The sequence below is a fragment of the Staphylococcus sp. URHA0057 genome, from assembly GCF_000620265.1.
In the GTDB taxonomy this organism is placed as follows: domain Bacteria; phylum Bacillota; class Bacilli; order Staphylococcales; family Staphylococcaceae; genus Staphylococcus; species Staphylococcus pasteuri.
The window spans coordinates 111,410-137,538 of sequence record NZ_KK211097.1; the positions used below are offsets into that span (position 1 = coordinate 111,410).

Consider the following 26,129-nt stretch of genomic DNA (forward strand, 5'->3'; position numbering starts at 1 on the left):
GAAAAATTTGAATTATTCACTAGAACATTTTCAACCTCAACATGACTATCTCATTTGTGTAGATTCTGATGGTTGCGGTATGGATACAATGACAATTAAACATGAACGTGCTTTTGGTCCAGCTCTACTTGATATTTGGAACTTGGACGATATAAAAGACGAAGTACTAGAACGTTGGAACCAATTTAACCTATATGAAATCACACGAGGTATTAATCGATTTCAAGGTCTGGAAAAAATGCTCACAGAATTACATGAGCAAGGTCGTACAGTTGACGGCTATCAAGACATTAAAGAATGGGTAGACAACACTTCAACATTTTCTAATCCTCAATTAGAACAAGATATGAAAGCGTATCCAGAAAAGAAAGGACTACGCTTAGCTTTAGATTGGTCTAATCGAGTAAATGAATTAATCGTGAAATTACCTAGTATAGGTCCATTTGATAATGTACATTCTGCTTTGAAACATGCACATAAAGATGCAGATATTGTTATTGTATCATCTGCCAATTTAAAAGCAGTAGAAACTGAATGGACAGAGCATGAACTTACACCATTTCTTTCAAGTATATTTGCGCAAGAAGCAGGCACTAAAAAGCATTGTATTAACCAACTAAAACCATTTTACAAATCTGGCCATATTTTAGTATTAGGAGATGCCAGAGGAGATTTACAAGCAGCTCAAGACAATCATGTTCATTTTTATCCAATATTAGCGGGACATGAAGCACAATCTTGGTATGACCTAGATCATACTTATATCGATTTATTTACTAATAATCAGTTTGATAATACTATTCAAGACCATGTAATTCAACAATTTTATAATAATTTTGACTAAGGAGTGGCTTATTTATGGTAAAAGTAGATCTAAAATCTAAACCTTATAATCTTAACGATCAACAAATTCAATGGGTAGAAAATACACTATCAGAACTCACAGATGAAGAAAAAATTGGTCAATTATTTTTCAATTTATTCTTTTTAGAAGACGATGCAAACTTTAATGATAATGAATTAACAAATAAAGATATTCTTGATAAATATCATATTGGAGGCGCAAGATTCCAAGGTGGCAATGGACAACAAGTACAACACTTACTTAACGATTTACAACATAACAGTAAAATTCCGTTACTCATCGCTGCAAATTGTGATTCAGGTGGCAATGGCGCTTGTAAAGACGGTACTTACATTGCTTCTGCAGCTCAATGTGAAGCAGCTCAAGATACTAAAGTTGCATATAATGCAGGATATGTTTCTGGGCAAGAATCTAGTGCATTAGGTGTAAATATCAACTTTGACCCTTGTGTTGATATTCTTGAAAATTGGAGAAACACTATCGTTAATACTCGCGCATACGGAACAAATGCTGACACTGTAATTAAATATACAAATGCCTTTATCGAAGGCTTTAACCAAACAAAAGATATGATTACATGTATCAAACATTTCCCAGGTGATGGCACAGAAGAACGAGATCAACACCTTGTTTTAGGCGTAAATGAAATGACTCCAGACGAATGGGATCAAAGTTTCCGTAAAGTATATGCTAATCACATTGATAATGGCGTTGAAATGATTATGTCTGGTCATATCGCACTACCTCACTACTCTAAAAAATTAAACCCAGCTTTAAATGATGAAGACATTTTACCAGCAACATTATCTAAAGAACTAATTACAGATTTATTGAAAGACGATTTAAACTTTAACGGACTTGTTGTAACTGATGCGAGTCATATGTTAGGTATGACAGCTGCAATGAAACGTGAAGATTATGTACCTCAAGCCATTGCTGCTGGTTGTGACATGTTCTTATTCTTTAACGATATTGAAGAAGATTTTAATTTCATGCTTAATGGTTATAAAAACGGCGTTATTACTGACGAACGTTTAAATGATGCTGTAAGACGTATTCTTGGATTAAAAGCAAAAATTAATCTACATGAAAAACAAGCTAATAACACTTTAGAAAAAGATGAAAAAGCATTAGAAGTTGTTGGTTGTGATAAACATATTGAAATGCAAAAAGAAGCAGCTGATTTAGGTATTACACTAGTGAAAAATACACTTAACCAATTACCTATTCGACCTGAAACACATAAAAACATTCGTCTTTATGTTATTGAAGGTGAAAAAAATGGATTGTACAAATCTGATGACTCACTTACAGATAATTTAGTAGATATCTTAGAAAAACGAGGCTTTAATGTAACAGTAAACGATGGTTCAACACGTATTAAAGGTAAAACTTTAGAATATCGTGATGAAGTTGATGCTGCTTTAGTATTTGCCAATATTGTAGGTTACGCAGCTGAAAACAACTACCGTATCCGTTGGTCAACTGCTATGAGTAATGAAATTCCTTGGTATGTACATGAAGTACCAACAGTATTCACTTCACTTAACTTCACAACTCATTTACATGACGCAACAATGGTTAAAGCATATATCAATGCTTATCATTCAAATCAAATCAGTTTAGAAACAGTGGTAGATAAAATCATGGGAGAATCAGACTTTAAAGGCGTACCAAACGACCTAGTTTGGACAAATAAATGGCAAGCTAAATTATAGAAGTTAGTGGTATTTCTGCTTAATATGCTTGTTATAGAACAAAAAACAGTATAAGAATAAACCCTAGAAAAATAGCCAGTAAATGAGTTTTATAAATTCATTTACTGGCTTCTTTATTTATAATACTTCGTATTATTGGCTCCCTATGCCCAACCTGCTTTGCTTGTAGAAACTGGATAAACCAGTTTCTTTGTGTTGGGTCCCTTCTTAGGGGACAGCTTCAGCCAGAAATACTACAAAGATAAATCTGTGAGGATTTCTAGGTCTTCAGCTTGTCCTGTTCCCTCAAGAGTCTCGCCAAAATGCTCCGTATTTATATGTAAATTGAAATTAAAAGATGCTCCAAGATAAAATCCTTTGTCCAATTTGTACATAAATGATATGTCACAACACCTTAATGAAATCCATGAAACAACTACTTTTATTTTTGGAGATTGAATTTATAGAAATTAAAAAGTCTAATTAATTTATTTCATGATTTAGTAACGAATCTAGTTTGGGCTTTTGTTGTTTTAATGAAGTTTGGCTTAAATCTATAAAGTGGGATTTCTGCCACTGTTGTGTTTTAAAGGCCGTAGTATTTAAATCTGTATCCCAAGTTGGATACACACGAAATGCCATCTTACCATTATGCTTTATGTCGCTTAAGATACCTTTGGTTAAAAGCGTCTTCTTATCAAAAACAAACATGCCGTTAAGTTCCTGATCAAAAATGTGAATAATTAAATAGTCACTCATTTTATCAAAATGTATAGGTATATTTTGATGATTTTTATCTTTCTCCCACAGAGTTACAAAATAACCCTTTTTCTTTGGTGTCTTTTTGCCCAATCTACTTTTAATACGATATTGAAACAATTCAAATTCCATCGCTTCATATTCTTGATTCCACTCTTCGGCTTGAACTGTATTTACTATTTTAGTTTGATAAATATTTTCCAATTCTTGCAATGGTGTTATTGACTGAAATGATTCAAGATTTTTTGCCATTTGCTTTACCTCAAAAATTTTATTAAGAATTAAAAATAAGCTAAAATAATTATGAATACATATACTTAATAATTCAAGAGGTGGAAAATGTATCCTAATGATATTATTCAAAAAGCAAGTCACAATTTAAGAAGATACGAAGATGCTATCAAAGCAGCTCAAAAAGCACAAAATTTATTACAAAATAATATGTATATACTGGAGCATTTACCATTAGATGCCTTACAAAGAACATCTCAAGTTATTAACAAAGTATGGCAAAATACAACTGAAGTTATCAAACAATTAGATGAAGAAGCTATAGAAACATTTAAATATTACGAATTACCCATACATTACTCAATGGATCTTGAATTTATTGAGTCTTTAGTTGATAAGTATAAAAATAATGTGAGTACAGAAGAAATAAATAAATATTTTTCTAATTATTTTGATGATTACCTACTAAATAAAATACAAAATCATTGGAACAATTCGGTTTTTTTACATAAAAGAACTAATTTATTTGAACAAGTTATTAGTGGATATCAATATAATCTATACGGCTTAGTGGTAACAACAGTTACTACTCAAATAGAAGGAATTATATCAGATAAACTTGAATTAGATAAAATAGGTAAGTTCAGATTTAATGAAAAACATCTAAATCAAAACTTTAAATATGATACTTTAAAATTAAAAATTATAATTGAAGCAATGTTTTGTGTAATTGGATTTAGTGATAAAATCACTAGAAATTTTTACATCGATAGAGTGGTAAGTAACAAAATAACGAAAACAATCGCCATTCTATAGCACATGGTGCTATATTTGATCACTTAAGTAACATACACGCAATTAAAGCTATAGTTATATTTGATGCTATTTTGTCACGTTTAGAGGAGTTCAAAACAAAAGAGGAATTAGAAGACATGATTCACCGAGTTGCAAAAAATAAAGTAAATAATTAAGGATTAATTAAAATCAAAAAGCTCTTCTAAGATGCTATAGACGTAAGAAATAGTATATTTGAAATATCGTTAAGAAAAATTTTAAAAAGAAGTAGTAAGATATACTATTAATAATTAAAGAGAGTAAAATGAGCGGTAATGATAATATATTTTGTAAAGTTTGTATGACTACTCTTTCTAATTGGAGAACCAAAAATGAAAATTGTTCAATAAACATATAAATTTCTGACTGTCTTCAACTTGATTTGTATATTCTACAAAAGGTAACCATTCTGCTAAATACGCTCGTGATTGATCTATAAGTTTAAAAAGTGCATCCGCTTCTCTTGTTTCTAATATTTTTAAAGTCACTTCATCGTTTACCTTAAATCCAAACATGCTTTACACCCCATTTACATTATTGTCACACAATTCTGTTAATTATCAACATTTTAACATATGCTGTGGATAACTCAAATCATATCTCAAAGCCTTGATATAACAGTATTCCAAAGAATGCCTATCAAAATCTATCCACAACCGTACCAATTATCCACGCCTATAAAAAATCTCCATAATCAATTCATTGTTTACATAAAAATGAATCAACTATGGAGATCGTTAACATTTAATTTGGAAAAGTACCTGGATTAAATCCACCTTCCCATTTACTAATAGGCCAATATCTAAACATCACTTTTCCTACGATTTGCTTTTTATCAATTAGCCCAACGTCATATCTACTATCTATACTGTTTTGTCTATTATCACCTAACACTAGATATTTACCTTTAGGAATCTTGGCATGACCTTGAGCACCTTTAAGCGTTTTAGAATTAAAATCTTCTGTTAAATACTTGCCTACTTTATTCTTTTTATTTTCTTTCAAATAAGGCTCTTTTATTTTTTATCATTTATATACAGTTGATCTTTTTTATATTTAACAGTATCTCCAGGTTTACCAATTAACCGTTTAATATAATCTTTTTTAGCAGTAGCGTGAAAAATAATAACATCCCCTGAATCAATATGATTCAATGTTTTCGAAATTTTACTCACTATGACTTTATCTCTATCTTCAAATGTAGGGTGCATTGATTCTCCCGATACCGTATATGAAGTACCGATAAATACAGTTAGAATGATAGCTATGATAATACCTGTCGCTAAGGCAATAATCCACTCAACTAATTCTTTTCCCATATAAGCTCTCCTCCCATTTATTAATCACTATTCTACAACACCATTTTTTATTTTAATGTGCTGTCCTTTTTGCACTTTATCGTACTGTTTTTTAGGTAAAACAACAATACGTTTACCTTGTTTAGTATCAACTGTGACGGTATATAATTTTTCTCCATCTTTCATTTGATGCTTCAACATGTTCATTTGATATTGAATATTATTTTTCTTTTCTTGGTTAGTATGAGATGCAGATGAAAAACAGTATAAAAATAGCCAGTTGTTATAATATGATGTCGACATAAACTGTGATTGATATGGTGCACTTGAACTATATGGCCGTCTTGGGCTTACCAATGATTTAGTACTTGAATTATTTTTATAATGTTTGCCTTGCATTGATTTAGAATGACTAGATTTAGTTGCTTGTTGTGATGCACGTTGACTTGATTGTTGTGCAGCTCGTGACGCATTAGAGGCACTAGACCTACTCATAGATGAGCTAGATGACGTAGATGAAGCTCCTCTTGAAGATGCTGATGATGAACTACTTGAAGACGAACTACTCGAGCTACTTGAACTCGAACCTCCAGATGATGTTGCTGCATCTAATTGGGTAGAAAATCCAAATACTATAGCAGTTACGAACGCAATTGTAGTTAAACTAAGTTTATAAATTAATCGCTTCATGATTTCACCCCTAATTATTTAGACACTTCATCTTTAGAAACTGCTTTACCTTCTGTTTCATCATCACCGTACATCATATATGGTGGACGATATACATGAATCTTCTTACCGTCTTTAACGATATATGGTTTCTTGTTACCATCACTTAATATATGTTCGTAGACATGGTCTAAGCTTGTCTTTTCTAAATGAGATTTCCCTTTTTTGTCTTTATATTTAATTTCAACATTTGGTGTATCTTCATCACCATCATTTAAAACTTCATAATATTCGTATTCATATTTATTAGATTTTTGACTTTCCTTAGAAGGTTCCTTTTGCTCTCCATTACCTCCACATGCTGCTAATGTTAGACTTAGCAATAACACACTTAATAATAATAAAATCTTTTTCATTTACAAATACTCCTTTTAAATTAAATTTTCACATGTAAAATCAATTAATTCTATCATTACATAACTTAATTATTTATTTCAATTATATTTACAAAAACTAAACTTTTATTTTTTATTATTAGTTAATCCTCTATAAAATTTCACTATCCCTCCCTCTTATATCTAACCTTTCAATGCTGTAAGTTTGGTAGCGTATTTTGTAAGTTTAGATAAAGGCTGGAATATCTTATTACTCCTAAAATTAAGATATAAGCAATAAGGAGTGATAACATGTCAATTTTACAAGTCGATCATTTATCAAAAATTTATGGTAAGAAAAAGCAATATCAAGCATTGAATGATATTAATTTTTCAGTTGAAAAGGGAGAATTTGTAGCAATAATGGGGCCTTCAGGGTCTGGTAAAACAACATTGCTCAATGTTCTAAGTTCGATTGATACAATTTCAAGCGGCTCAGTCATTGTTGACGGTCACAATATTAGTCAATTAAAGAATAAACAACTTGCACAATATCGTAAAAAGTCATTAGGATTTATTTTCCAAGATTACAGTGTATTACCAACTCTCACGGTTAAAGAAAACATTATGCTACCTTTATCAGTTCAGCATTACGACAAAAAAGAAATGGAACAATCTTATCAAGAAGTCACTGAAGCATTAGGTATTCATGACCTGGGAAATAAATACCCAAGTGAAATATCAGGAGGTCAACAACAACGAACAGCCGCTGCCAGAGCATTTGTGCATAAACCGAAGATTATTTTTGCCGACGAACCAACTGGTGCATTAGATTCGAAAAGTGCGAAAGATTTACTCAACCGTCTTGAAGAAATGAATCGTACATTCCAATCAACAATTATTATGGTCACACATGATCCAGTCGCAGCGAGCTTTGCCAAACGTGTCATTATGTTAAAAGACGGACATATTCATTCTGAAATAAACCAAGAAGAAGATTCTAAACAAGATTTTTATCAAAACATTATTCAACTGCAATCTTCTTTGGGTGGTGTAGCGAATGTCATTTAATCAAATTACACTCAAAAATTTAAAAATGAATATAAAACATTATGGTATGTATTTATTTTCATTGTTATTGAGTATCATATTATATTTTAGTTTTACGACATTACAGTTCACTGACAGTATTAATAACGATCAGTCTTTAGCTATTATTCGAAAAGGTGCATCAGTCGGCTCAATATTTTTATTTATTATGATTGTGATTTTCTTAATGTATGCCAACCACCTATTTATTAAAAGACGTACTCAAGAATTTGCCTTATTTCAGTTGATAGGTCTCACTAGAAATAATATTTTAAGAATGCTTTGTGTTGAACAAATCGCTATTTTTGTAATAACTGGATTATTGGGCATCGTTTTAGGTATATTTGGTTCTCAATTTTTACTATATGTTGCATCTAAGTTAATGCATTTAACAGTAAAGCTATCTATTAATTTTGAACCTATGGCTTTAGCATTAACATTATTTTTATTAATCACTGCTTTTATACTTATTTTATTTCAAAGTTATTTATTTTTGAAAAAACGCAGTATATTGGCATTGATGAAAGACCGCCGTCAGACTGAAACTACAAAAGTTAAAATTACATTTTTAGAAGTATTAAGCGGTATATTAGGCATTGTCATGATAGCGTTCGGTTACTATATAGCGACTGAAATGTTTGGTACATTTAAAAAATTAACATTTACTATGACTTCACCGTTTATCATTTTATTTTTAACAGTCGTTGGCGCCTATTTATTTTTCAGAAGTTCTGTATCACTCATTTTTAAATCATTGAAGCATTTCAAAAATGGTCATGTATCTATTACGGATGTCGTGTTCACAGCTTCAATCATGCATAGAATGAAGAAAAATGCGATGTCGCTTACTGTTATTGCATTGATTTCAGCGATCACGGTAACTGTCCTTTGCTTTGCGACAATAACTCAGGAAAATAGTAATAATACTTTCCAAACAATGTCACCACAAGATTTTGATTTTTCATCCAAAAAACAAGCACAACAATTCAAACAGCAATTAGATAAAAATCATATCGGATATAGCACTAAAACGTATGAGTCTATTTCAGCCGAAACAATAGAAGATAAGGTGATGACGTTAAAAGATGATAGTAAAAGTATGTCTGCCAAAAACGTTTTAGTACCTAATGATCAACTTAAAGGCACCAATGCAATTATTACAAATACTAAAAATACACCAGGTATGATGCAAATTAATATAAATAAGACAGTCACCGTTAAAGGTAAACAGCAACAAACTTTTAAAGTAACTAAAGAGGATAAAGAAACAATGCTTCCCCTTGATTTGACGACTAATATGCCGGTCATTGAAATTAGCAGGGCCGAATTTAATAAATTGAAGACAAACGACATCATGCAAAATATGTATGGCATCAATATCAAAGATCATACTGATATGAAGAAAGCAGCAACTATTGCTAAACAGATCAATCCTGAAATTCAACCACGCGATGAAGTTAAAAAACTCTTAGATTCAACCAATGGCATATTAATCTTTGTCACATCATTCCTAGGTTTATCATTCCTTATCGCTGCCGGTTGTATCATTTATATTAAACAAATGGACGAAACCGAAGATGAGATTGATAACTTCCGTATTTTAAAACGAATTGGTTTCACTCAAATGGATATGTTGAAAGGACTCGGATTGAAAATTATCTTTAATTTCGGTTTACCACTTATCATTGCTTTATTACACGCACTTTTTGCAGCAATTGCATTTATGAAATTGATGGGTAACGTCTCTTACACACCTATTATTGTCGTAATGGTCGTATACTCACTCGTCTATTTCGCATTTGCACTCATTGCTTTCATACATTCAAATCGCATTATTAAAAAAACGATATAAATTAAAGGAGAGATTTATAATGAAATTCAAAGACTTAATCAAACAATCATATGAGGATTTAAAAAATTTAAAAGTGAACTTATTTAATGTGGTGATGCTCACACTTATAATCATAGTATTAAGTAGTGCTATCACGCCGATTGCAGGTATTCCAGTCGGATTATTAGGTGGCGCTTACTTCTTAAAACGCAGAGATGAAAAAAAGGATTTATAATATAAAAAAAAGTGTGTGCTCATTATTCATTGAGCGCACATGTTTTTTGATTTGATCATATTTTATAGCTTGGAATATTTAAATATATAAACATTAGCTACCACTTTACATGTTTGTTATATTGGGATTATTAATACATATTAAGGAGTTTCCTTATGAATCAATATCAAGAGTTTTTAAATCATCCTGATAGTTTTATCTTTATATTGTTTATATTTTATCTTATCGCAAGTTTATTTTTCTTTACTTTAACAGTTTTCATAGGTTTAAAACCTGTATCTTTTAAAGAAAAAATCATAACAATACTTGTTTTAACAATTATTCTGACACTTACGTTAACAGGTTTGTCCTACGTCATCATTCATTAGTTGTCATATATTTATGCTACTTGCTATTTAATAAGCGAGTAGCTTTTTTTTGAATCAATTTAGCTGTGATTGTATTTATAACTTCTATATATAATAAAAAAAGCCTATGTCCGCTGAACGGGCGTACATAGACTTAAAAAAAACAAGATTTTTTACCTAACAAACTACTTGTAGTATAACACCATTTTTATAAAATGTATATAACAACTTAATTTAAGCGTAAAAACAATTTGTTCTTACTTTTGATAATTAAACAAATTAAGTTTTTTACAGATGCAAATTATTAAAATATTAATAATTCATATTATATACCCACTTATCTCAAGTCTAATCATTATTTTCACATTTTTTTGAGTTAGAAGTCATATCAAATGGATTTTATGGAGATTAGAATTATATTATGTTTTCTAGAAAAATCTAAAACTTAAAAAATATATGAATATTAAATTTAAAATTTTTACCGTATTTTGTAAAGTAGTTATAAATAAAATGTTAAAATTTAATTTTATTTTATGAAAATACTAGATTTTTATATTTCATTTATGTTACATTTTTATTACAGAACGAAATAATAAACATTGAGGAGATGGATTATCATGAAACGTAAGGTATTCACAAGCTTATCAATCTTAGCATTAACAGGATCGGTTGTAACTTTTGCACCTGCACATGCAGCAACAACGCAATCTCAAGATAAAGCACCAACAACTCAAAAAGCACAACAAAATGACAAAAAACAGTTAATTAAAGATGCTTATAATATGGCTGCTAAAAAATTTAATTTCGATACTAATCGCTTAAAAACAACTGGTGACATTAAAGATAAAGGGTATTATTACGAAATTCCTTATTTCAATACAGATGGTGTTGGTGGATTACATATCATTGGTGTTAATAAAGCCAGTGGCAAAGTTACAATGTATGAAAATAGTACACCTATGGACCAAGAATATGTTGGAGAAATAGATCTAAGTAAATATAATTTAAAAGACCTTTCAAAATAAACTGTATTCCTAAAAAGCGTGAACCATTTTAATGTTGGTTCAGGCTTTTATACTTTATAGATAATCTGCAAATTTTTCTCTATATTTCATATGTAAATAAGACCCTATTATAAAAATAATAAGTAATACTATTAAATTATAAACAGCAAGTTTCCAATGAGACATTAGAAACCAATCGTGATAGAGAATGGAAGATCGATATCCTTCGGCAATAAAGTAGATTGGATTTAATTTTATAACACCTAATACAACCTTATTTGTCGGCAAATATAGAATTGAAGATATAAAAAAGACAATTCTCATTAATGCTTGAATCATCATTTGAGTATCTCTAATTATGATTCCTAAAGTAGATGTCAATAATGCCACTCCCATAGTAAAAATTAACGTATAAGGAATGAACAATAATAATTGCAACGTATATATAGTAGGATGATATCCACCTACAAAACAAATAAGCATGACTATAATCAATAGTAGTAAATGTGAATAAAACCTACTCACAACTAAATAACTAGGTACAATAGATAATGGAAAGTTCATCTTAGCTACTTGGTTATACTTTCCTGTGATGGCTTTTGTTCCTTCTAATATGCCTTGGTTGATAAAAAACCACATACTAATTCCAACTATAAGCCAAAATATAAATGGTATGCCTTCTACTAAACGATTACTTCTAAAACCTAAACCAAAAACAAACCAATATACCATTATTTGAATAGTAGGATTAAGCACTTCCCAAAGTGTACCTAAATAGTTATTTTTATTCGAAACCTTAATCTGAAACTCAGCCAATCTCTTTATTAGATATATATTACTGATATGCTCTTTAATAATATATAATGGTGCAATCATTTTATAAAATGCCTTTCTTTAAAATATATATTAATCTTTCATAAAAACAACTTGAGATATTAACAAAATATCCCAAGTTTTATTTAATAACTTATATATTATTTATTTTTCACAAAGATTTTAACATATCCTCAATTTTAATGGAAAATAATTTATAACTACTTAGTATTTAAAATTTCATAGCCAATTACATTTCTATTAATAAGTTCTATATGTTTGACCTGTTTGAGCACCTTCAACACTTTTAATAAAAGCATTAGCCACTTTTTCTACAGGAACAGCTGTAAATCCTTTGAAAAATTCTCCATATTTATCTAGAGCTTCTTCCACTACATTAGGGCTTACATTATTAATTCTTAGTCCACGTTTCAATTCAACTGCTGCAGAGGTAACAAAGCCTGCGACACCGCCATTAGCCATCGCTGCAGAAGAACCTAAACGTATAGGATCATCCATCATAATACCAGATGTTAAAGTGAAACTGCCATTTTCATTTAAATAATGTTGTCCAATTAATACAAGATTAATTTGACCTAATAATTTGCTTTGAATTGCTACATTATTATCTTCTAAAGTCATATCAGAAAGCGCTTTGAAAGTTGCGCCACCTGTCGCACTAACAACTGCATCTACATTATCAATATCTTTATACATTTTTTCAATTTCTTCTGGAGAAGTAATATCTAATTGATAATCACCAGACTGACTTCCTACTTCAATGACTTCATGATGATTATCTTTAAGTTTCTTTGATACACTTTTACCTATTGTCCCTGTAGCTCCAACAACAATAATTTTCATTATAATCCTCCTAATTTTTATGAATTAAGTCTAGAATTCTTTAAATGATATATATTTTTAACATAACAAATTATTATATACATAAAAACAGATATTGAACTTTTTAGTCCAATATCTGTCTTATTTATTTAAGAAACTATATCATTTAATGAATTGATTTATTTAAGATTCACCATTATGAATACCTACTTTAGTGATATAACCATTGTTCTCTAAGAATTTAACACTCTTTCCACCAATATTATAATTGTATTCATTTCCTTGAGCAGAGCTAGCAGGTTTTGTATCAGGATTACCATATACTTTAAGCAATTTTGATTTAGATACAACGCCATCTTTTAGATCAAACCATACTCCATCTGCTTTATGTTTACTAGCTAAATAAAATTGTTGATCATATTTTTTAATTGTTTTGTCACTATTTTTACTATTTTCGGTGATTTTATAACCATTGATTGTTAAATTGTCATTTTTAAGTGCATTAATAAAGTTCTTGTCTAAAATAAAATTACTTTGTGAGGATGTGTACCCTTGATAATTATAATAAGGTTGTGTTGCTGCATGTGCTTCGTTACTTTGTGGTGTTTCTACTGAGGCGCCGATTCCGAATACTGTTCCTACTGCTAACATTGATCCAACAACTGCTTTTGTAGTCTTTTTCATATTCAATCTCTCCTCTTTGTTTTTTGAAATGCAATACAAATGCAAGCGATTACATTTCGATTACATTATTACACAAAAGTTACAACGTTTCAAATTACACATTCCTTGGTTCTGTATTCTAGATACATCACTCTCAAAAATAATATAAATATTTACATATATAGGAATGGATTATATAATAAGGGTGTAAATTGTTTCTCTATTTAATAGAGAGCAACAAATAAAAAGCACAAGTGCTACCAACACTTGCGCCTATGTAAGCCCGTTAAAAAGACGGTAGCTTTTGAAATTGTCTATTTAGACCATCTAATTGCTAAAGTTGAGATGGTCTATTAATTTTGCTTACTACTAATTAATATTAAGCCAATAATCGTTAAAACGACCATCAGCATTTCATAATCAGTCATGCTACTCCTCTCTAGGAGTAAAAACCAAAATCATAGGCATCACCCCATTTTTTTGAGATTAGCCGCCACCATTCAACTTGCTTACTTTAAATATTATACAATAATAGATAAAATAAATCTTATAATTTTATTCTATATTTTACGCTCTTAATAACGGTACTTATAACTCTTCATTTCTATTTTTTAAATACTTTAAATGGTCTCAATCGAATCAAAATTTTCCCGTTATGATTACGCTTATCCATTATTACATTAACAATTGATTGTGCACCTTCATTTACTGTACGCATTAAAAAGCCTTTTTGGTTATTATTTAAATCTGTTGTAATACCACCAGGCATGACTCCAAATATTTCAACAGAAATCTTATGTTTCTTAAAATACTTCGCAAATAATTTAATCATTGAATTGAGTGCCGTTTTCGTTGTCATATAACTAAATGGATGGAAAAAATTACTTGGTTTAGTAGGAATGGTTAAATTGAGTATTCTCCCTTTATTGCGTGCTAGGATTGGCGTGAACGATTTAACCATTTCAAAGTTTCCATAAACATTGACCTCTGTCACTGTTTTTAATTCTTCAATATCAACATCTAATGGAGATGCTTCCATATTTCCTGAAATGCCTGCATTATTAATGAGTACATTTAAATCAGCATGGTTATTTTCAACATATTTTGCCGCTTCGTGAATGGTTGTTAAATCATTGAAATCAATTTTGATCCATTCCGCATTAATACCTTTTTGTTGTAACGTCTTTACCGCTTCAGTACCTCTTATTTCATCTCTAGCACCTAATAAAATAGTCCAACCTTTGTTTCCTAATTGTCTCCCCGTTTCAAATCCTAATCCTTTATTCGCACCTGTAATTAATACTTTTTGTGTCATATTAAGTCTCCTTTTTCATGACTTATCTCTTTAAATTTACATTACTACAATATTGCTTTATTAACTAGACACACCTCTTAATATAATAGCTGACAATGATACTTTCATTGTTAAAGAAAAAATTCCCTCAATACAATCATTAATGAGGTTTTTTTGTTACAATTTCATATTTTATTTCTAATTCTCAATATTTTCAGTTAAAGATGTCGCTAGTGTCTTCCCTTGTTCATATCCAGCATCACCAATTTCTTTAATATTTTTTGATGAATAAATATTTTGACCTATACTACCTTTACTGTTTTCGTCAGGTACAATTAAGGTAACGTTACTTTGTTCTTTTAATTTCTCCGCTTCTTCATACACTGAAGGCACTTGACCTAGTTTTTGACTAAGAGGAGCCAGAATAATAATATCTTGATAGTCTGACACTAACATCGCATTTGTTGATGAAACCATACCACCATCAATCCAAGATTCTCCCAATAAATTAATGTGTGGCCAAAGACCTGGCACAGCACCGCTAGCAGTCACTGCTTCTTTTAAGCTCACGCCGCTATTCTCATTAAAAGTCGACAACTTGCCTGTCCTTGCATTTATCGCAGTAATTTCAAGTTGATCCGTCCATTTAGCATTACCTAATCTTTGTTGTATTGAATCACTTCGAGTCTCTGGTGAAACATTTGATGGGTGACTATTAATAATATCTCCTAGATACTGACCGATTAATTGTTCATTATCCCTACCTTTAATAAATGCTTTAGTCCACAAGCCATATATCGCTGGATCAAGTTGAGCATTATCGGATTCACTATGATGTGTTGCTAAATCTTGATAATATGCTTGCATGTTTTGATTATTTGCTAAAATCGCTCCAACAAATGAACCTGCAGAACTACCTAATATCTTATCTACTTGATTCATTTTTATACCTGAATCTATTAACCCTGCTAGTACGCCAGCTTCCCAAGCAATTCCTGTAATACCACCGCCGCCTAATACAAGTGCTTTATCCTTACTCATTTTAGTCTACCCCCTCGTTATTCCGTCTAAATTACATGTTGTTACTATAATTATATACAATATATTATTTCCCATTATATAAACAGTTAAAAGCATTGTACTTATAGCAGGTGAAATTTTAAACAATAAAGATTCACACAACAAAAATCATCATAATTTTTAGTAAGTATTACACTTTATTTATAATAAGTTTTATAATTATTTCATATAAAGGGATGTCAGATTTTTAAGGAGGAATAACAATATGCAAAAGCTAAATAATAAGGTAATGATTATTACTGGTGGCGCTCAAGGTATGGGAGAAATGCACGCTAAAAAAGCTATAGAACATGGTGCTAAAGTCGTTATCACTGATATCAATGAGGAAAAAGGAAATGAATTAGCCAAAACTTTAGGCTCTAATGCTCTTTTTATCAAGCATGACGTAACTAGTGAGGATGATTGGCAAAATGTAATTGAAACTGTTTTAGCAAAGTGGAAGAAAATTGATGTTCTAGTTAATAATGCAGGTATGACTTATAACAAGCCTTTAGAGTCTTTAACACTAGACGATTATATGAAGATTGTTAATATTAACCAAGTCTCTGTCTTTTTAGGTATCAAATCAGTAGCTAAGGTAATGAAAGAACAACAAAGTGGTGCCATTATCAATATCTCTTCTATTGATGGATTAGTTGGAGGTGCCATTGGTTATACTGATACAAAATTTGCAGTAAGAGGTATGACTAAAGCTGCAGCACATGAATTGTCGCCGTATAATATTCGCGTAAATTCTGTTCACCCAGGTGTTATTAATACACCTATGATTCAACAAAAAGATGTTAAAGAAGCCGTCGATGAATTTGCTAAACAAATACCAATGCGACGTATAGCTGAAGTTGAAGAAGTGTCAAACATGGTTTGCTTTTTAGCATCCGATGAAGCTTCTTACTCTACAGGTTCTGAATTTGTTATAGATGGTGGCATTACAGCGATTTAGTTAATATAGATAAAATGTTGATTTAATATAATACATCACATACCAACTTGCTAATTTTTAGTTATAAAAATAAATACTGTATCTCAGAAAATATTATTTATATTGTAATAATTGGAGTAGAAAAAGTTCGCCACAAATAATAATTGTGACGAACTTTTCATATATATTTAGTTAATATTGAAATATTATTATTTAATAATATCTATTAATTCTTTTTTAGAGGCTGCGCGGGCTGGTATCCAACCGAAGACAACACCAATAAGCGTTGATACGCCTACAGCCAAGATGACTGAACTTATACTAACTGAACTTTTAACCATATCTGGTGTTGCTATATCGACCACTGTGGCAATGATAATACCTAGAATTAAGCCGATAATACCACCGAGTAGACAAAGTACAACACTTTCAACTAAGAATTGTATTTCAATGTCTCGACCTTTAGCACCAAAGGCACGACGTATCGCAATTTCTTCGGTACGTTCCGTAACAGAAATATACATCACATTCATGACACCAATACCTGCAATAAATAGTGAAATACCTGCGACTGCTGCCACAAAGTATGTGATGGTATCTAAGACTTTACCAATGCTTTTCATCATTTCTTCGTTATCATTAAAACTATACTGGCCATTTGAAACGCCAGTTCCTTTTTTATTCAGTTCTTTTTCAACTTTTTTACCAATTTCTTTTTTATCTTCACCATCATTAACCTTCACTTGTATTTGTGGCGTTCCTTGAGATAGGTTACTCATGTAATGGTCAGCCGTCTTTGTTGGCATTTGAACAACTGTCTCGAGAGGCATGCCACTTGCATCTTGACCGCTTGCATCACCAACACCAACTACTTTAAAGCCTTCCCCATTAATATAAATTGATTTTCCTACCGCACTATCTGCATTATGAAAGACCTTTTTAGCGACTTTATTATCTATAACAACAACCTTTTCTTGTGTGTCATTATCATCTTTAGTAAAACCATGCCCATGATCGATATCTGATACATGGCTCGCCTTTTTCAAATCAACATCGCCGCTTCCATGAGTATTTGTAATTTTAGCGGCATAAGTACTATCTTTACTTTCCTTTACTTTCGCGCTTTTAACACCTTTAACTTGTTCTACAACACTGAGATCTTCTTGTTTAAACGGGTTGTCTTTAGGTGCACTCATATCTTCTGTCATATAAGTAATCATGGCTTGGTTTTTACCTGCACCTGCATCATCAAATTGTTCATTGGTTGTCTTTTTAAAACCATTACCTAGTGCCATGATCGTAATAACAGCAGCAATCCCGATAATAATCCCTATCATTGTGAAGATATTACGGCGCTTATTTTTTAAAATAGAGCGAAAGGCGACAGACAAAATATTAGAAAAGTTACTCATGCGCCAACACCTCTTCCTCTTTCACACGACCATCCAAAATGTGAATGATACGATCCGCTTTGTTAGCGACCTCACGATCATGGGTTACCATAATCATGGTTGTACCTTTTTCTTTATTTAACGTTACGAATAAATCCATGATATCTTTTGATGTTTTTGAATCAAGAGCTCCTGTAGGTTCATCAGCAATGACAAACTTAGGTTCATTAATAATCGCTCTTGCGATAGCTACACGTTGTTGTTGACCACCAGACAATTTATTGGGAAGTAAGTCTTCCTTGTTGTGAAGGCCAACATCTTCTAATCCCTTCAATACTTTGTCTTTACGTTCTTTACTACCCATACCGTTGTATATGAGTGGGATGCTGACATTTTCAAGAATTGTATTATTTTGAATAAGCTTAAAGTTTTGGAAGACAAATCCTACTGTGTGATTACGAATGGTTGCGAGTTTATTATCTGAACTTTTTTTATAATTTTCACCATTAAAAAGATATTCACCTTCATAACCACGATCAATAAATCCAAGGATATTGATGAGGGTACTCTTACCTGAACCGGATGGTCCCATAATAGCAATAAATTCGCCTTCATCAATATGGATATCAATATCTTTTAAGATATGATTCGTTTCGTCACCATTTTTGAAGTGTCGATTGATTTTTTTCAATTCAATCATGATGACACCTCAACTTTTTCTCCATCATTTAGATTACCTTTAGGATTTTTGATGACTTTGTCACCTGCTTTAAGTCCTTTTTTCACAATAATTTGGCCATTACTACGATCAATTTTAATATCACGTTTATGAACTTTATTATGTTTATCTACTACAAACACATCATTATCTTTTGTTAACACATTATTAGGTAATTTCTTAGTTTTTAAAGGAATTTTAGCATCTATAGAGAATCCAGCACGTACAGGGATGTCTAAATCACCAATAATAACATTATATTTAGACGTGTCTCCTTCTTTACCGCCCGAAGGATTGTTAACTGTTGGATTAGAAGCTTGGGCTGCACTTGCGCCTTCTTCACTATCTTCGCCTTGACCTCCAGCACTTGCCTGAGCTCCACTTGATTCACCACTCGCGCTATCATCATAGCTAGTTGGTAGTTCATCTACTTTAAGGATTTTACCTTTGCCTTTTTTACCGTTACTATTCACGGTTACGTCAACCTCGTCACCCTCTTTGATTTTATCGACATCAAATTCAGTAACCGTTGATTTAATTTGTGGATTGTCTGAAATCAATTGTAGAACGGGTTGACCATCACCAGCATCTTCACCATTTTTAATATTTACCTTACCGTCAAATGATGCATAAATACTGTCATTCATTTGTTTATCATGTTGTGATAATTGTTGTTGTGCTTCATTGAGTGAACTTTGATCTTGCGTCAATTTAGACTGTAGTTGATTATTGTTTGGACTTTGATTGACCTTTTGATAATCATCGTTCACTTGTTGTTGTGCTTGATCAACTTTATTTGCGAGTTGTTGGCGTTTACTATTATTCGTGTCGTAGCTTAAGAGACGGTCGCCTTGTTTAACCTTTTGACCATCGTCTACGGCAGGACTTTGGAATGTGCCTATTTGGCTATTGTTGTTATATGTTTTGACTGATTTGGGAGATGCTTTACCTTCCAAACTAATCGGTGTTTCTTTTTTAACTGTATATGTATCGTATCCCTTACTATCTTTATCGTCAGAGCTTGTTGATTGCTTTGCGATAAATGCGGCAATGATAAGAAGTAAGATAATTGCCACGCCAATAATACTCCATAATAGTTTCTTATTCATATCCTATGCTCCTTAAAATGTATTATATTTTGCATGATAACACACTTTAATTATTATATATATTGAATTTAAGGATATTTAAGTTATTTTTAAGTTTGAGATTAATGAAATGTTTTTAATATTATTTTTACTTAGTCTATTTATTATACTTATTCAAAATAAAAATTGATATTTTAAATATTAGTTAACAATGTTATTCTGTTAATAAATATTAAAAAAGGAGAGATACATAAATGGAACAATCTAATGCAGCACAGACTGAAGAAGCGACAAGTTCTAACTTACCTTTTGTTGATCACTTTAGAAAAATCCGTCAAAATCCTAAATGGATAGTGAAATTAATTGTACTTATTGTGTTATCTATTATTTTAGGACTTTTAACTGCACATATAACTGACAACACCAAAATGCTCAAAGATATGGGAATGAGCCAATCTGAAATTGATAAACAAAACCAATTCAATTTAGCAGTTACTATTGGACAATCAATTGGTGGTCTTATCCTAGGATTATTAATCACATTTGTTATTTTCTTAGTTATCTCTAAAATTATGAAATCTGATGCACAAGCAATACATATTATTTCTGCATCTATCTCTTACTTAATCATTACAACTTCATTTTCAATTATTGTTTATGCGATACAAGCATTATTTGGTCTTACAATTCCAGAAACTCAATTAGATAGCCTGAATATATTCGACAAGGGTAATAATTATTTAGCCGCCTTTAGTTTATCGAATTTATTAGCTGCCTATATTATTTTTACAGTTTATTACGGTACAAGTAAACTTTCTAAAAAAGCATCTATTATTTGGGCAGTCATTGCCTTAATCGTGATGGTTGGCTTTACGCTAGGAGGAGCTGCGTTTACAGAATCTATGAAAGGCTTAGCTAACATGCAATAAAATTAATTATCCTGGGACATAGGAAAGTGTCTCAGGATATATTTATGTATGAGTATAGTTAATCGAATTGCGATAATCTATCTCTTTAAAATAGCTTTCATAAGACTTCCTTTAGACTATCCCCTTATTCTAGACAAATTAAAAACGCCCTCTATCAAGGACGTCGTAAAATTATATATCATAAGCTTTTAAAGCAATGTTCAACATATTTTCTATATACTCTTTAGTTAATGATTGCGGTTTAATTAAAATATTAAAATAAATAGGTGAAAAAATAATATCTATAAATAAATCTTGGTCCGCTTCATCAATATCCTTACTAATAATTGACTTTAAAATACTTCTATTACGTTCAAAGTATTCTTTCATAAACTTATCTTTTGCTTCAGTTTGCTGATTACTAATTAGAATTTCTATCACTGCACTACCTAAAGGTGTCTTATAGATGTTCATTATTTTTATTAAAAAGTCATATAAATTATCAAATACAGTATCGAATTCTGGCTCAATAATACGTGATTGGTCGACAAACATATCAACAATCATTGATTCTTTGTCTCTCCATCGACGATAAATTGTTGCCTTTGATACACTTGTATTTTCAGCAATCTGATCAATGGTCATATCTTTAAAATGTGTTGTTTCTAATAAACGATTAATTTCTTGATAAATTTTTTTATTTACTGTTGGGTCTTTCGGTCTTCCAGCCATATTTTTCCCTTCTTTTTCGTGCAATGACTTCCACGATTTCAAATATTATAAATGCACTAACAAACCATACTATAAATCCAACAATAATGCTAAGCAACCAAATATTTGTTACCTTTAGCATGCCCCATGTAGCTAATATACTGAATAAAACACCAGTCATTCCGAAGATCGCACCTCTACTGACATGCATAGCTACTTTATTTCCATATTGCATACCAGATATAAACATAGACACTAAAAAGACTGCAGGAAACGTAGCAAAAATACCTCCAAATTCTTTCCAAGGAAGTACTACTGATACGATGTAGCTGACTAATACTGCTAAGCCTCCAACTAAAAACTTAATTATTGTTAATTTCATCAAAAATGTACCTCCCTTTTTATAAATGTCTGACTACAAAAATAGCTACAGAAATAATAAACCAACATAATACGGCAAATACTGTACCACTCTTATAGTTTTTCTTTTTTATAAAAATTGAGGTGAAAAATACAGTTAAAATGCAAGAGATAATACCGACAATTGCACCTGTGCTTAAATGCATAGACATTTTAACGAGCGAATCTCCACGATGATCTATAGCTAATGCTATTACTGCTGCTAAGTAGACTGCAGGCATTGTTGCTATTATACCTCCTAATTTACCACCAACTTTGTCAGCAATAATAGAAGCTAATGCTACTGCAAACCCACCAATGACAAAATGAAGTATCGCACTTGAAATAGATATTCCGAACACAATAATCCTTCTTTGCTAATTATTAAACGAAACGTTTCGTTTACTTTTAGTTTAAAACTGTCCTACTATCTTGTAAAGATTAAAATAAATATACCTAATTTTCTAATTATTAACGTTTGATACAGCCGTCCATTAGGTCTTTTCTAATTAGTATCAACATAAAAAACTCCTTCCGTCAGTTACAGACAAAAGGAGTTATCGCTATTTCTTATATATTCTTATTTTAATTTCATAATAATCATCATGATCTCTATCTTTTTGTTCAACATATAAACCTGATTGTTGTATAGCTTCGATACTTTTACCTACTTCATCTCGCGCTTGTGTCACATCTTGTGAAAATTGGAATGATTGTGCTTTAACCTTTTCAGGACCAGTTTTTTGGCGAACTTTATCTTCTGTTTGTTTCACATTTAATTTCTGTGCTATGACTTGTTCAATCAATTCTTCTTGATCTTCATGTGATAGTACAAGGACAGCTCGAGCATGGCGTTCTGTTATTTTACCTTCTCTTAATCGTGTAATAACATTAGGTGCTAATTTAAGTAAACGTAACTTATTGGCAATAAAACTTTGACTCTTACCTAGACTTTTAGCCAATTCACTTTGTGTCACATCACCAAGTTCAAGTAGTTTTTTATAGGCTTCCGCTTCTTCAACGACGGATAAATTTTCGCGTTGAATATTTTCAATAAGTGCAACAACTGCAGTTTCCTCATCATCCATATCGCGAATAATCACATCTGCTTGAGACATATTTAACGACTGCATTGCTCTAAATCTACGTTCACCAGCAATGATTTCAAACATATCTTCTTCGATTGGTCTTACTACAATTGGCTGTAATAATCCATGTTCTTTAATAGATTCAGCAAGTTCATTGATTTTACTTGGTTCAAATACTTGTCGTGGTTGATAACGATTAGGTACGATACGTTCAATATGAATGGACTCAACATTATTATTTCGGTCTTCTTCAATAGAACCCATGATGTCATCTTTGTTTTTTAAACCAAATAATTTTGAAAAAGGTTTCTTCATAATCCATTCGCTCCCTCTCATTTATTTCTATATCATCACATCTTACTTTTCAAGTAAAGGGGATTTATTGGGTGTACCGGGTTTTCTCGGGTATTTCTTAGATGTTTGTCGTCGTTTATCAATGACAATCATTTGTCTTTCTCCTGCATCTTCTGGTAATTCAAAGTTAAACGTCTCTTTCACGTTACCACCTAACACATTAATCGCAAACTTGGCTTCATCTAACTCTTCTTCGCCTTTAGATGATTTTAAAGCTATAAATTGTCCGCCTTTTTTAACTAATGGTAAGCATAATTCACTTAGTACTGTTAAACGGGCTACAGCACGAGCAGTAACGATATCGTAAGACTCCCTGTAGTCTCCTTTACCAAATGTTTCTGCGCGATCGTGAACAAAACTTACATCCTGTAGTCCTAAAGCATCTGCTAAGTGGTTTAAAAATTGAATACGTTTATTTAATGAATCAACAATAGTAACTTTTAATTCAGGAAAAATAATTTTCAATGGAATACTAGGGAAACCTGCACCTGCACCCACATCACATAAAGTTAATGGTCCATTAAAGTCGTAATAAAAACTAGGTGTAATGGAATCATAAAAATGTTTTAAATAAACACCATGTTCATCGGTAATACTTGTTAAATTCATTTTTTCGTTCCATTCAACAAGTAACTGATAATATGTCTGAAATTGTTCTTTTTGAGTGTTAGATAATTCGATGTCGTGTTCTTTTAATTTCTCAGATAGCCATTCTATACTCATTATTGATTCACCCTTTGAAGTTTACCTTGTTCTAAATACACAAGTAAAATTGAAATATCTGCTGGATTTACACCTGAAATTCTTGATGCTTGTGCAATGTTTAATGGTTTAACTTCAGCTAATTTTTCTCTTGCTTCAGAAGCTAAGCTATCCACTTTACTATAATCTAAGTCTTCAGGTATTTTCTTTTTCTCCATGCGTTTTACTTTTTCAACTTGTTGTAATGATTTATTGATGTAACCTTCATATTTAGTTTGAATTTCAACTTGTTCTTCAACATCTGAAGGTAATTGATGGTCTTCTTCTAAAATTTCTAGAATAGTATTGTAAGTCATTTCTGGTCTGCGTAATAAATCAATTGCTAAAATACCATCTTTAAGTTTAGAACCATTATTTGCTTCAATTATAGATTGAGTATGTTCATTTGGTTTAATACGAATTTCAGTTAATCTTTGAATTTCATCTTTAATTTGTTGACGTTTATGGTTGAATTTTTCATAACGTTCGTCAGAAATCATACCTAATTCATAACCTAAATCAGTTAAGCGTAAATCAGCATTATCATGACGTAGCAATAAACGATATTCTGCACGTGATGTTAATAAACGATATGGTTCGTTAGTTCCTTTAGTTACTAAGTCATCAATTAAAACGCCGATATAAGCGTCAGAACGACTTAAGATAACTTCCTCTTTACCTAATACTTTCGCAGCAGCATTAATTCCTGCCATAATACCTTGTCCAGCCGCTTCTTCATAACCAGAAGTACCGTTGATTTGACCTGCAGTATAAAGGTTTTTAATTTTTTTAGTTTCAAGTGTTGGCCATAATTGAGTTGGAACAATTGCATCATACTCAATAGCATAACCTGCACGCATCATGTCTGCTTTTTCTAGGCCTGGGATTGTTTCTAACATTTGTCTTTGAACATGTTCAGGTAGACTTGTTGAAAGTCCTTGTACATAAACTTCATTAGTATTACGTCCTTCTGGCTCTAAGAATAGTTGATGACGTGGTTTGTCATTGAAACGCACAAATTTATCTTCAATTGAAGGACAATATCTTGGTCCAGTCCCTTTAATCATACCTGAGTACATTGCTGATAAATGTAAGTTATCATCAATAACTTGATGCGTTTTATCATTTGTATAAGTTAACCAACATGGTAATTGATCTAAAATGTATTCAGTTGTTTCATAACTGAATGCACGTCCAACTTCATCACCTGGTTGAATTTCAGTTTTTGAATAATCAATTGTTTTAGAATTTACACGTGGTGGTGTACCTGTTTTAAATCGTACAACTTCGAAACCTAATCCTCTTAGGTTATCTGCTAATGTCACAGATGGTAATTGGTGATTAGGACCACTTGAATATTTCATATTACCAAGAATGATTTCACCGCGTAAGAATGTACCTGTTGTTACAACAACAGCTTTAGAACGGTATTCAGTACCAATATTTGTACGTACACCCTTAACTTCTTCATCTTCAATAATTAATTCATCTACCATACCTTGCATGATATCTAAATTTTCTTCGTCTTCAAGGACATTTTTCATTTCTTGTTGGTATAGTACTTTATCTGCTTGGGCACGTAATGCTCTTACAGCAGGTCCTTTACCAGTATTCAGCATACGCATTTGGATATGCGTTTTATCTATTGCTTTTGCCATTTGTCCACCTAATGCATCTATTTCACGTACAACTATTCCTTTAGCTGGGCCGCCAACAGATGGGTTACATGGCATAAAAGCGATATTATCTAAATTGATTGTTAACATTAATGTTTTAGCGCCACGTCTTGCTGATGCTAAACCTGCTTCAATACCTGCATGGCCTGCACCAATTACAATTACATCATATTCTTGAACCAATTGTTTAACCTCCTTATTGATCGTAAA

The 26,129-nt window shown here is 31.4% G+C and carries 27 protein-coding genes and 2 pseudogenes; 10 read left to right on the top strand and 19 right to left on the bottom strand.

Annotated elements, in window-relative coordinates; genetic code table 11:
* The first annotated feature begins 7 nt into the window (after nt 1-7).
* Together N524_RS0111820 and N524_RS0111825 are read left to right on the top strand one after the other, a co-directional pair.
* Entirely contained in the window at nt 8-844 is an 837-nt protein-coding gene (locus N524_RS0111820) for a hypothetical protein (protein WP_029056617.1), read from the top strand.
* 14 nt (nt 845-858) lie between these two features.
* Complete coding sequence (locus N524_RS0111825) at nt 859-2,583, top strand: glycoside hydrolase family 3 protein (protein ID WP_029056618.1); 1,725 nt, start codon at nt 859-861, stop codon at nt 2,581-2,583.
* Nucleotides 2,584-3,045: 462 nt separating this feature from the next.
* Here N524_RS0111825 and N524_RS0111835 read toward each other — a convergent pair whose 3' ends face one another.
* A complete protein-coding gene (locus N524_RS0111835; RefSeq protein ID WP_029056619.1) occupies nt 3,046-3,573 on the bottom strand; it encodes a MepB family protein in 528 nt (175 codons plus the stop codon).
* 87 nt (nt 3,574-3,660) lie between these two features.
* Here N524_RS0111835 and N524_RS0111840 point away from each other — a divergent pair, with 87 nt between their 5' ends.
* The gene (locus N524_RS0111840; protein WP_029056620.1) at nt 3,661-4,368 is read left to right on the top strand and encodes a hypothetical protein; all 708 of its coding nucleotides are present in this window, start codon (nt 3,661-3,663) and stop codon (nt 4,366-4,368) included.
* A gap of 371 nt (nt 4,369-4,739) precedes the next feature.
* On the opposite strand, the pseudogene N524_RS0111845 reads toward N524_RS0111840, so the two are convergent.
* The 4 genes and pseudogenes from N524_RS0111845 to N524_RS0111860 all read right to left on the bottom strand — a co-directional run.
* A pseudogene (locus N524_RS0111845) lies at nt 4,740-4,901 on the bottom strand (GNAT family N-acetyltransferase); the annotation flags it as partial.
* 229 nt (nt 4,902-5,130) lie between these two features.
* Nucleotides 5,131-5,705, bottom strand: a pseudogene (gene lepB, locus N524_RS12960) (signal peptidase I).
* Between the two features lie 27 nt (nt 5,706-5,732).
* A complete protein-coding gene (locus tag N524_RS0111855) occupies nt 5,733-6,374 on the bottom strand; it encodes a hypothetical protein (RefSeq protein ID WP_029056622.1) in 642 nt (213 codons plus the stop codon).
* Between the two features lie 14 nt (nt 6,375-6,388).
* Nucleotides 6,389-6,769, bottom strand: a complete 381-nt coding sequence (locus N524_RS0111860) for a hypothetical protein (RefSeq protein WP_029056623.1) — start codon at nt 6,767-6,769, stop codon at nt 6,389-6,391.
* Nucleotides 6,770-7,039: 270 nt separating this feature from the next.
* Between N524_RS0111860 and N524_RS0111865 the strand changes: the two genes are divergently transcribed.
* From N524_RS0111865 to N524_RS0111885, 5 genes are all read left to right on the top strand, one after another.
* A complete protein-coding gene (locus N524_RS0111865) occupies nt 7,040-7,798 on the top strand; it encodes an ABC transporter ATP-binding protein (protein WP_029056624.1) in 759 nt (252 codons plus the stop codon).
* Nucleotides 7,788-9,668 (top strand): FtsX-like permease family protein, encoded by a 1,881-nt coding sequence (locus N524_RS0111870; protein ID WP_029056625.1) that lies wholly within the window; start codon nt 7,788-7,790, stop codon nt 9,666-9,668. Before N524_RS0111865 ends, N524_RS0111870 begins: the two co-directional genes overlap by 11 nt.
* Nucleotides 9,669-9,687: 19 nt before the next feature.
* A complete protein-coding gene (locus N524_RS0111875; protein ID WP_017636703.1) occupies nt 9,688-9,882 on the top strand; it encodes a VraH family peptide resistance protein in 195 nt (64 codons plus the stop codon).
* Nucleotides 9,883-10,037: 155 nt separating this feature from the next.
* Nucleotides 10,038-10,250 (top strand): hypothetical protein, encoded by a 213-nt coding sequence (locus N524_RS0111880; RefSeq protein ID WP_017636704.1) that lies wholly within the window; start codon nt 10,038-10,040, stop codon nt 10,248-10,250.
* Between the two features lie 596 nt (nt 10,251-10,846).
* Nucleotides 10,847-11,254, top strand: a complete 408-nt coding sequence (locus tag N524_RS0111885; protein WP_029056626.1) for a hypothetical protein — start codon at nt 10,847-10,849, stop codon at nt 11,252-11,254.
* Between the two features lie 54 nt (nt 11,255-11,308).
* Here the strand turns inward: N524_RS0111885 and N524_RS0111890 are convergent, their stop codons facing one another.
* From N524_RS0111890 to N524_RS0111910, 5 genes are all read right to left on the bottom strand, one after another.
* Nucleotides 11,309-12,109, bottom strand: a complete 801-nt coding sequence (locus tag N524_RS0111890) for an ABC transporter permease (RefSeq protein ID WP_029056627.1) — start codon at nt 12,107-12,109, stop codon at nt 11,309-11,311.
* 198 nt (nt 12,110-12,307) lie between these two features.
* The gene (locus N524_RS0111895; RefSeq protein WP_029056628.1) at nt 12,308-12,910 is read right to left on the bottom strand and encodes a short chain dehydrogenase; all 603 of its coding nucleotides are present in this window, start codon (nt 12,908-12,910) and stop codon (nt 12,308-12,310) included.
* 162 nt (nt 12,911-13,072) lie between these two features.
* Complete coding sequence (gene isaB, locus N524_RS0111900) at nt 13,073-13,573, bottom strand: immunodominant staphylococcal antigen IsaB family protein (RefSeq protein WP_029056629.1); 501 nt, start codon at nt 13,571-13,573, stop codon at nt 13,073-13,075.
* A gap of 583 nt (nt 13,574-14,156) precedes the next feature.
* Nucleotides 14,157-14,867, bottom strand: coding sequence for an SDR family NAD(P)-dependent oxidoreductase (locus N524_RS0111905; RefSeq protein WP_029056630.1), 711 nt, complete (start codon nt 14,865-14,867; stop codon nt 14,157-14,159).
* A gap of 177 nt (nt 14,868-15,044) precedes the next feature.
* Complete coding sequence (locus N524_RS0111910; protein ID WP_029056631.1) at nt 15,045-15,887, bottom strand: patatin-like phospholipase family protein; 843 nt, start codon at nt 15,885-15,887, stop codon at nt 15,045-15,047.
* Between the two features lie 244 nt (nt 15,888-16,131).
* Between N524_RS0111910 and N524_RS0111915 the strand changes: the two genes are divergently transcribed.
* Nucleotides 16,132-16,866, top strand: coding sequence for a glucose 1-dehydrogenase (locus N524_RS0111915; RefSeq protein WP_029056632.1), 735 nt, complete (start codon nt 16,132-16,134; stop codon nt 16,864-16,866).
* Nucleotides 16,867-17,054: 188 nt separating this feature from the next.
* On the opposite strand, the gene N524_RS0111920 is transcribed toward N524_RS0111915, so the two are convergent.
* Genes N524_RS0111920 through N524_RS0111930 form a run of 3 tightly spaced genes read right to left on the bottom strand, consistent with a single transcriptional unit; the run spans nt 17,055 to nt 20,063 of the window.
* Nucleotides 17,055-18,257: an ABC transporter permease gene (locus tag N524_RS0111920; protein ID WP_029056633.1), complete on the bottom strand. Its 1,203-nt coding sequence runs from the start codon at nt 18,255-18,257 to the stop codon at nt 17,055-17,057.
* Nucleotides 18,250-18,936 carry an ABC transporter ATP-binding protein gene (locus N524_RS0111925; RefSeq protein ID WP_017636712.1) on the bottom strand — a complete coding sequence of 229 codons (687 nt, stop codon included), beginning with the start codon at nt 18,934-18,936 and terminating at the stop codon, nt 18,250-18,252. The genes N524_RS0111920 and N524_RS0111925 overlap by 8 nt, the downstream gene beginning before the upstream one ends.
* Complete coding sequence (locus tag N524_RS0111930; protein ID WP_029056634.1) at nt 18,933-20,063, bottom strand: efflux RND transporter periplasmic adaptor subunit; 1,131 nt, start codon at nt 20,061-20,063, stop codon at nt 18,933-18,935. Before N524_RS0111930 ends, N524_RS0111925 begins: the two co-directional genes overlap by 4 nt.
* 233 nt (nt 20,064-20,296) lie before the next feature.
* Between N524_RS0111930 and N524_RS0111935 the strand changes: the two genes are divergently transcribed.
* Nucleotides 20,297-20,971, top strand: a complete 675-nt coding sequence (locus N524_RS0111935; RefSeq protein ID WP_029056635.1) for a YIP1 family protein — start codon at nt 20,297-20,299, stop codon at nt 20,969-20,971.
* Between the two features lie 171 nt (nt 20,972-21,142).
* On the opposite strand, the gene N524_RS0111940 is transcribed toward N524_RS0111935, so the two are convergent.
* From N524_RS0111940 to mnmG, 6 genes are all read right to left on the bottom strand, one after another.
* Nucleotides 21,143-21,682 (bottom strand): TetR/AcrR family transcriptional regulator, encoded by a 540-nt coding sequence (locus N524_RS0111940; RefSeq protein ID WP_029056636.1) that lies wholly within the window; start codon nt 21,680-21,682, stop codon nt 21,143-21,145.
* A complete protein-coding gene (locus N524_RS0111945; protein WP_029056637.1) occupies nt 21,648-22,043 on the bottom strand; it encodes a DUF3147 family protein in 396 nt (131 codons plus the stop codon). The genes N524_RS0111940 and N524_RS0111945 overlap by 35 nt, the downstream gene beginning before the upstream one ends.
* Nucleotides 22,044-22,062: 19 nt before the next feature.
* Nucleotides 22,063-22,422 (bottom strand): DUF3147 family protein, encoded by a 360-nt coding sequence (locus N524_RS0111950; protein WP_029056638.1) that lies wholly within the window; start codon nt 22,420-22,422, stop codon nt 22,063-22,065.
* Between the two features lie 201 nt (nt 22,423-22,623).
* Nucleotides 22,624-23,463 carry a nucleoid occlusion protein gene (noc, locus tag N524_RS0111955; RefSeq protein ID WP_017636718.1) on the bottom strand — a complete coding sequence of 280 codons (840 nt, stop codon included), beginning with the start codon at nt 23,461-23,463 and terminating at the stop codon, nt 22,624-22,626.
* Between the two features lie 42 nt (nt 23,464-23,505).
* Nucleotides 23,506-24,225 (bottom strand): 16S rRNA (guanine(527)-N(7))-methyltransferase RsmG, encoded by a 720-nt coding sequence (gene rsmG, locus N524_RS0111960; RefSeq protein WP_017636719.1) that lies wholly within the window; start codon nt 24,223-24,225, stop codon nt 23,506-23,508.
* A complete protein-coding gene (gene mnmG, locus N524_RS0111965; RefSeq protein ID WP_029056639.1) occupies nt 24,225-26,102 on the bottom strand; it encodes a tRNA uridine-5-carboxymethylaminomethyl(34) synthesis enzyme MnmG in 1,878 nt (625 codons plus the stop codon). Before mnmG ends, rsmG begins: the two co-directional genes overlap by 1 nt.
* Nucleotides 26,103-26,129 lie beyond the last annotated feature (27 nt).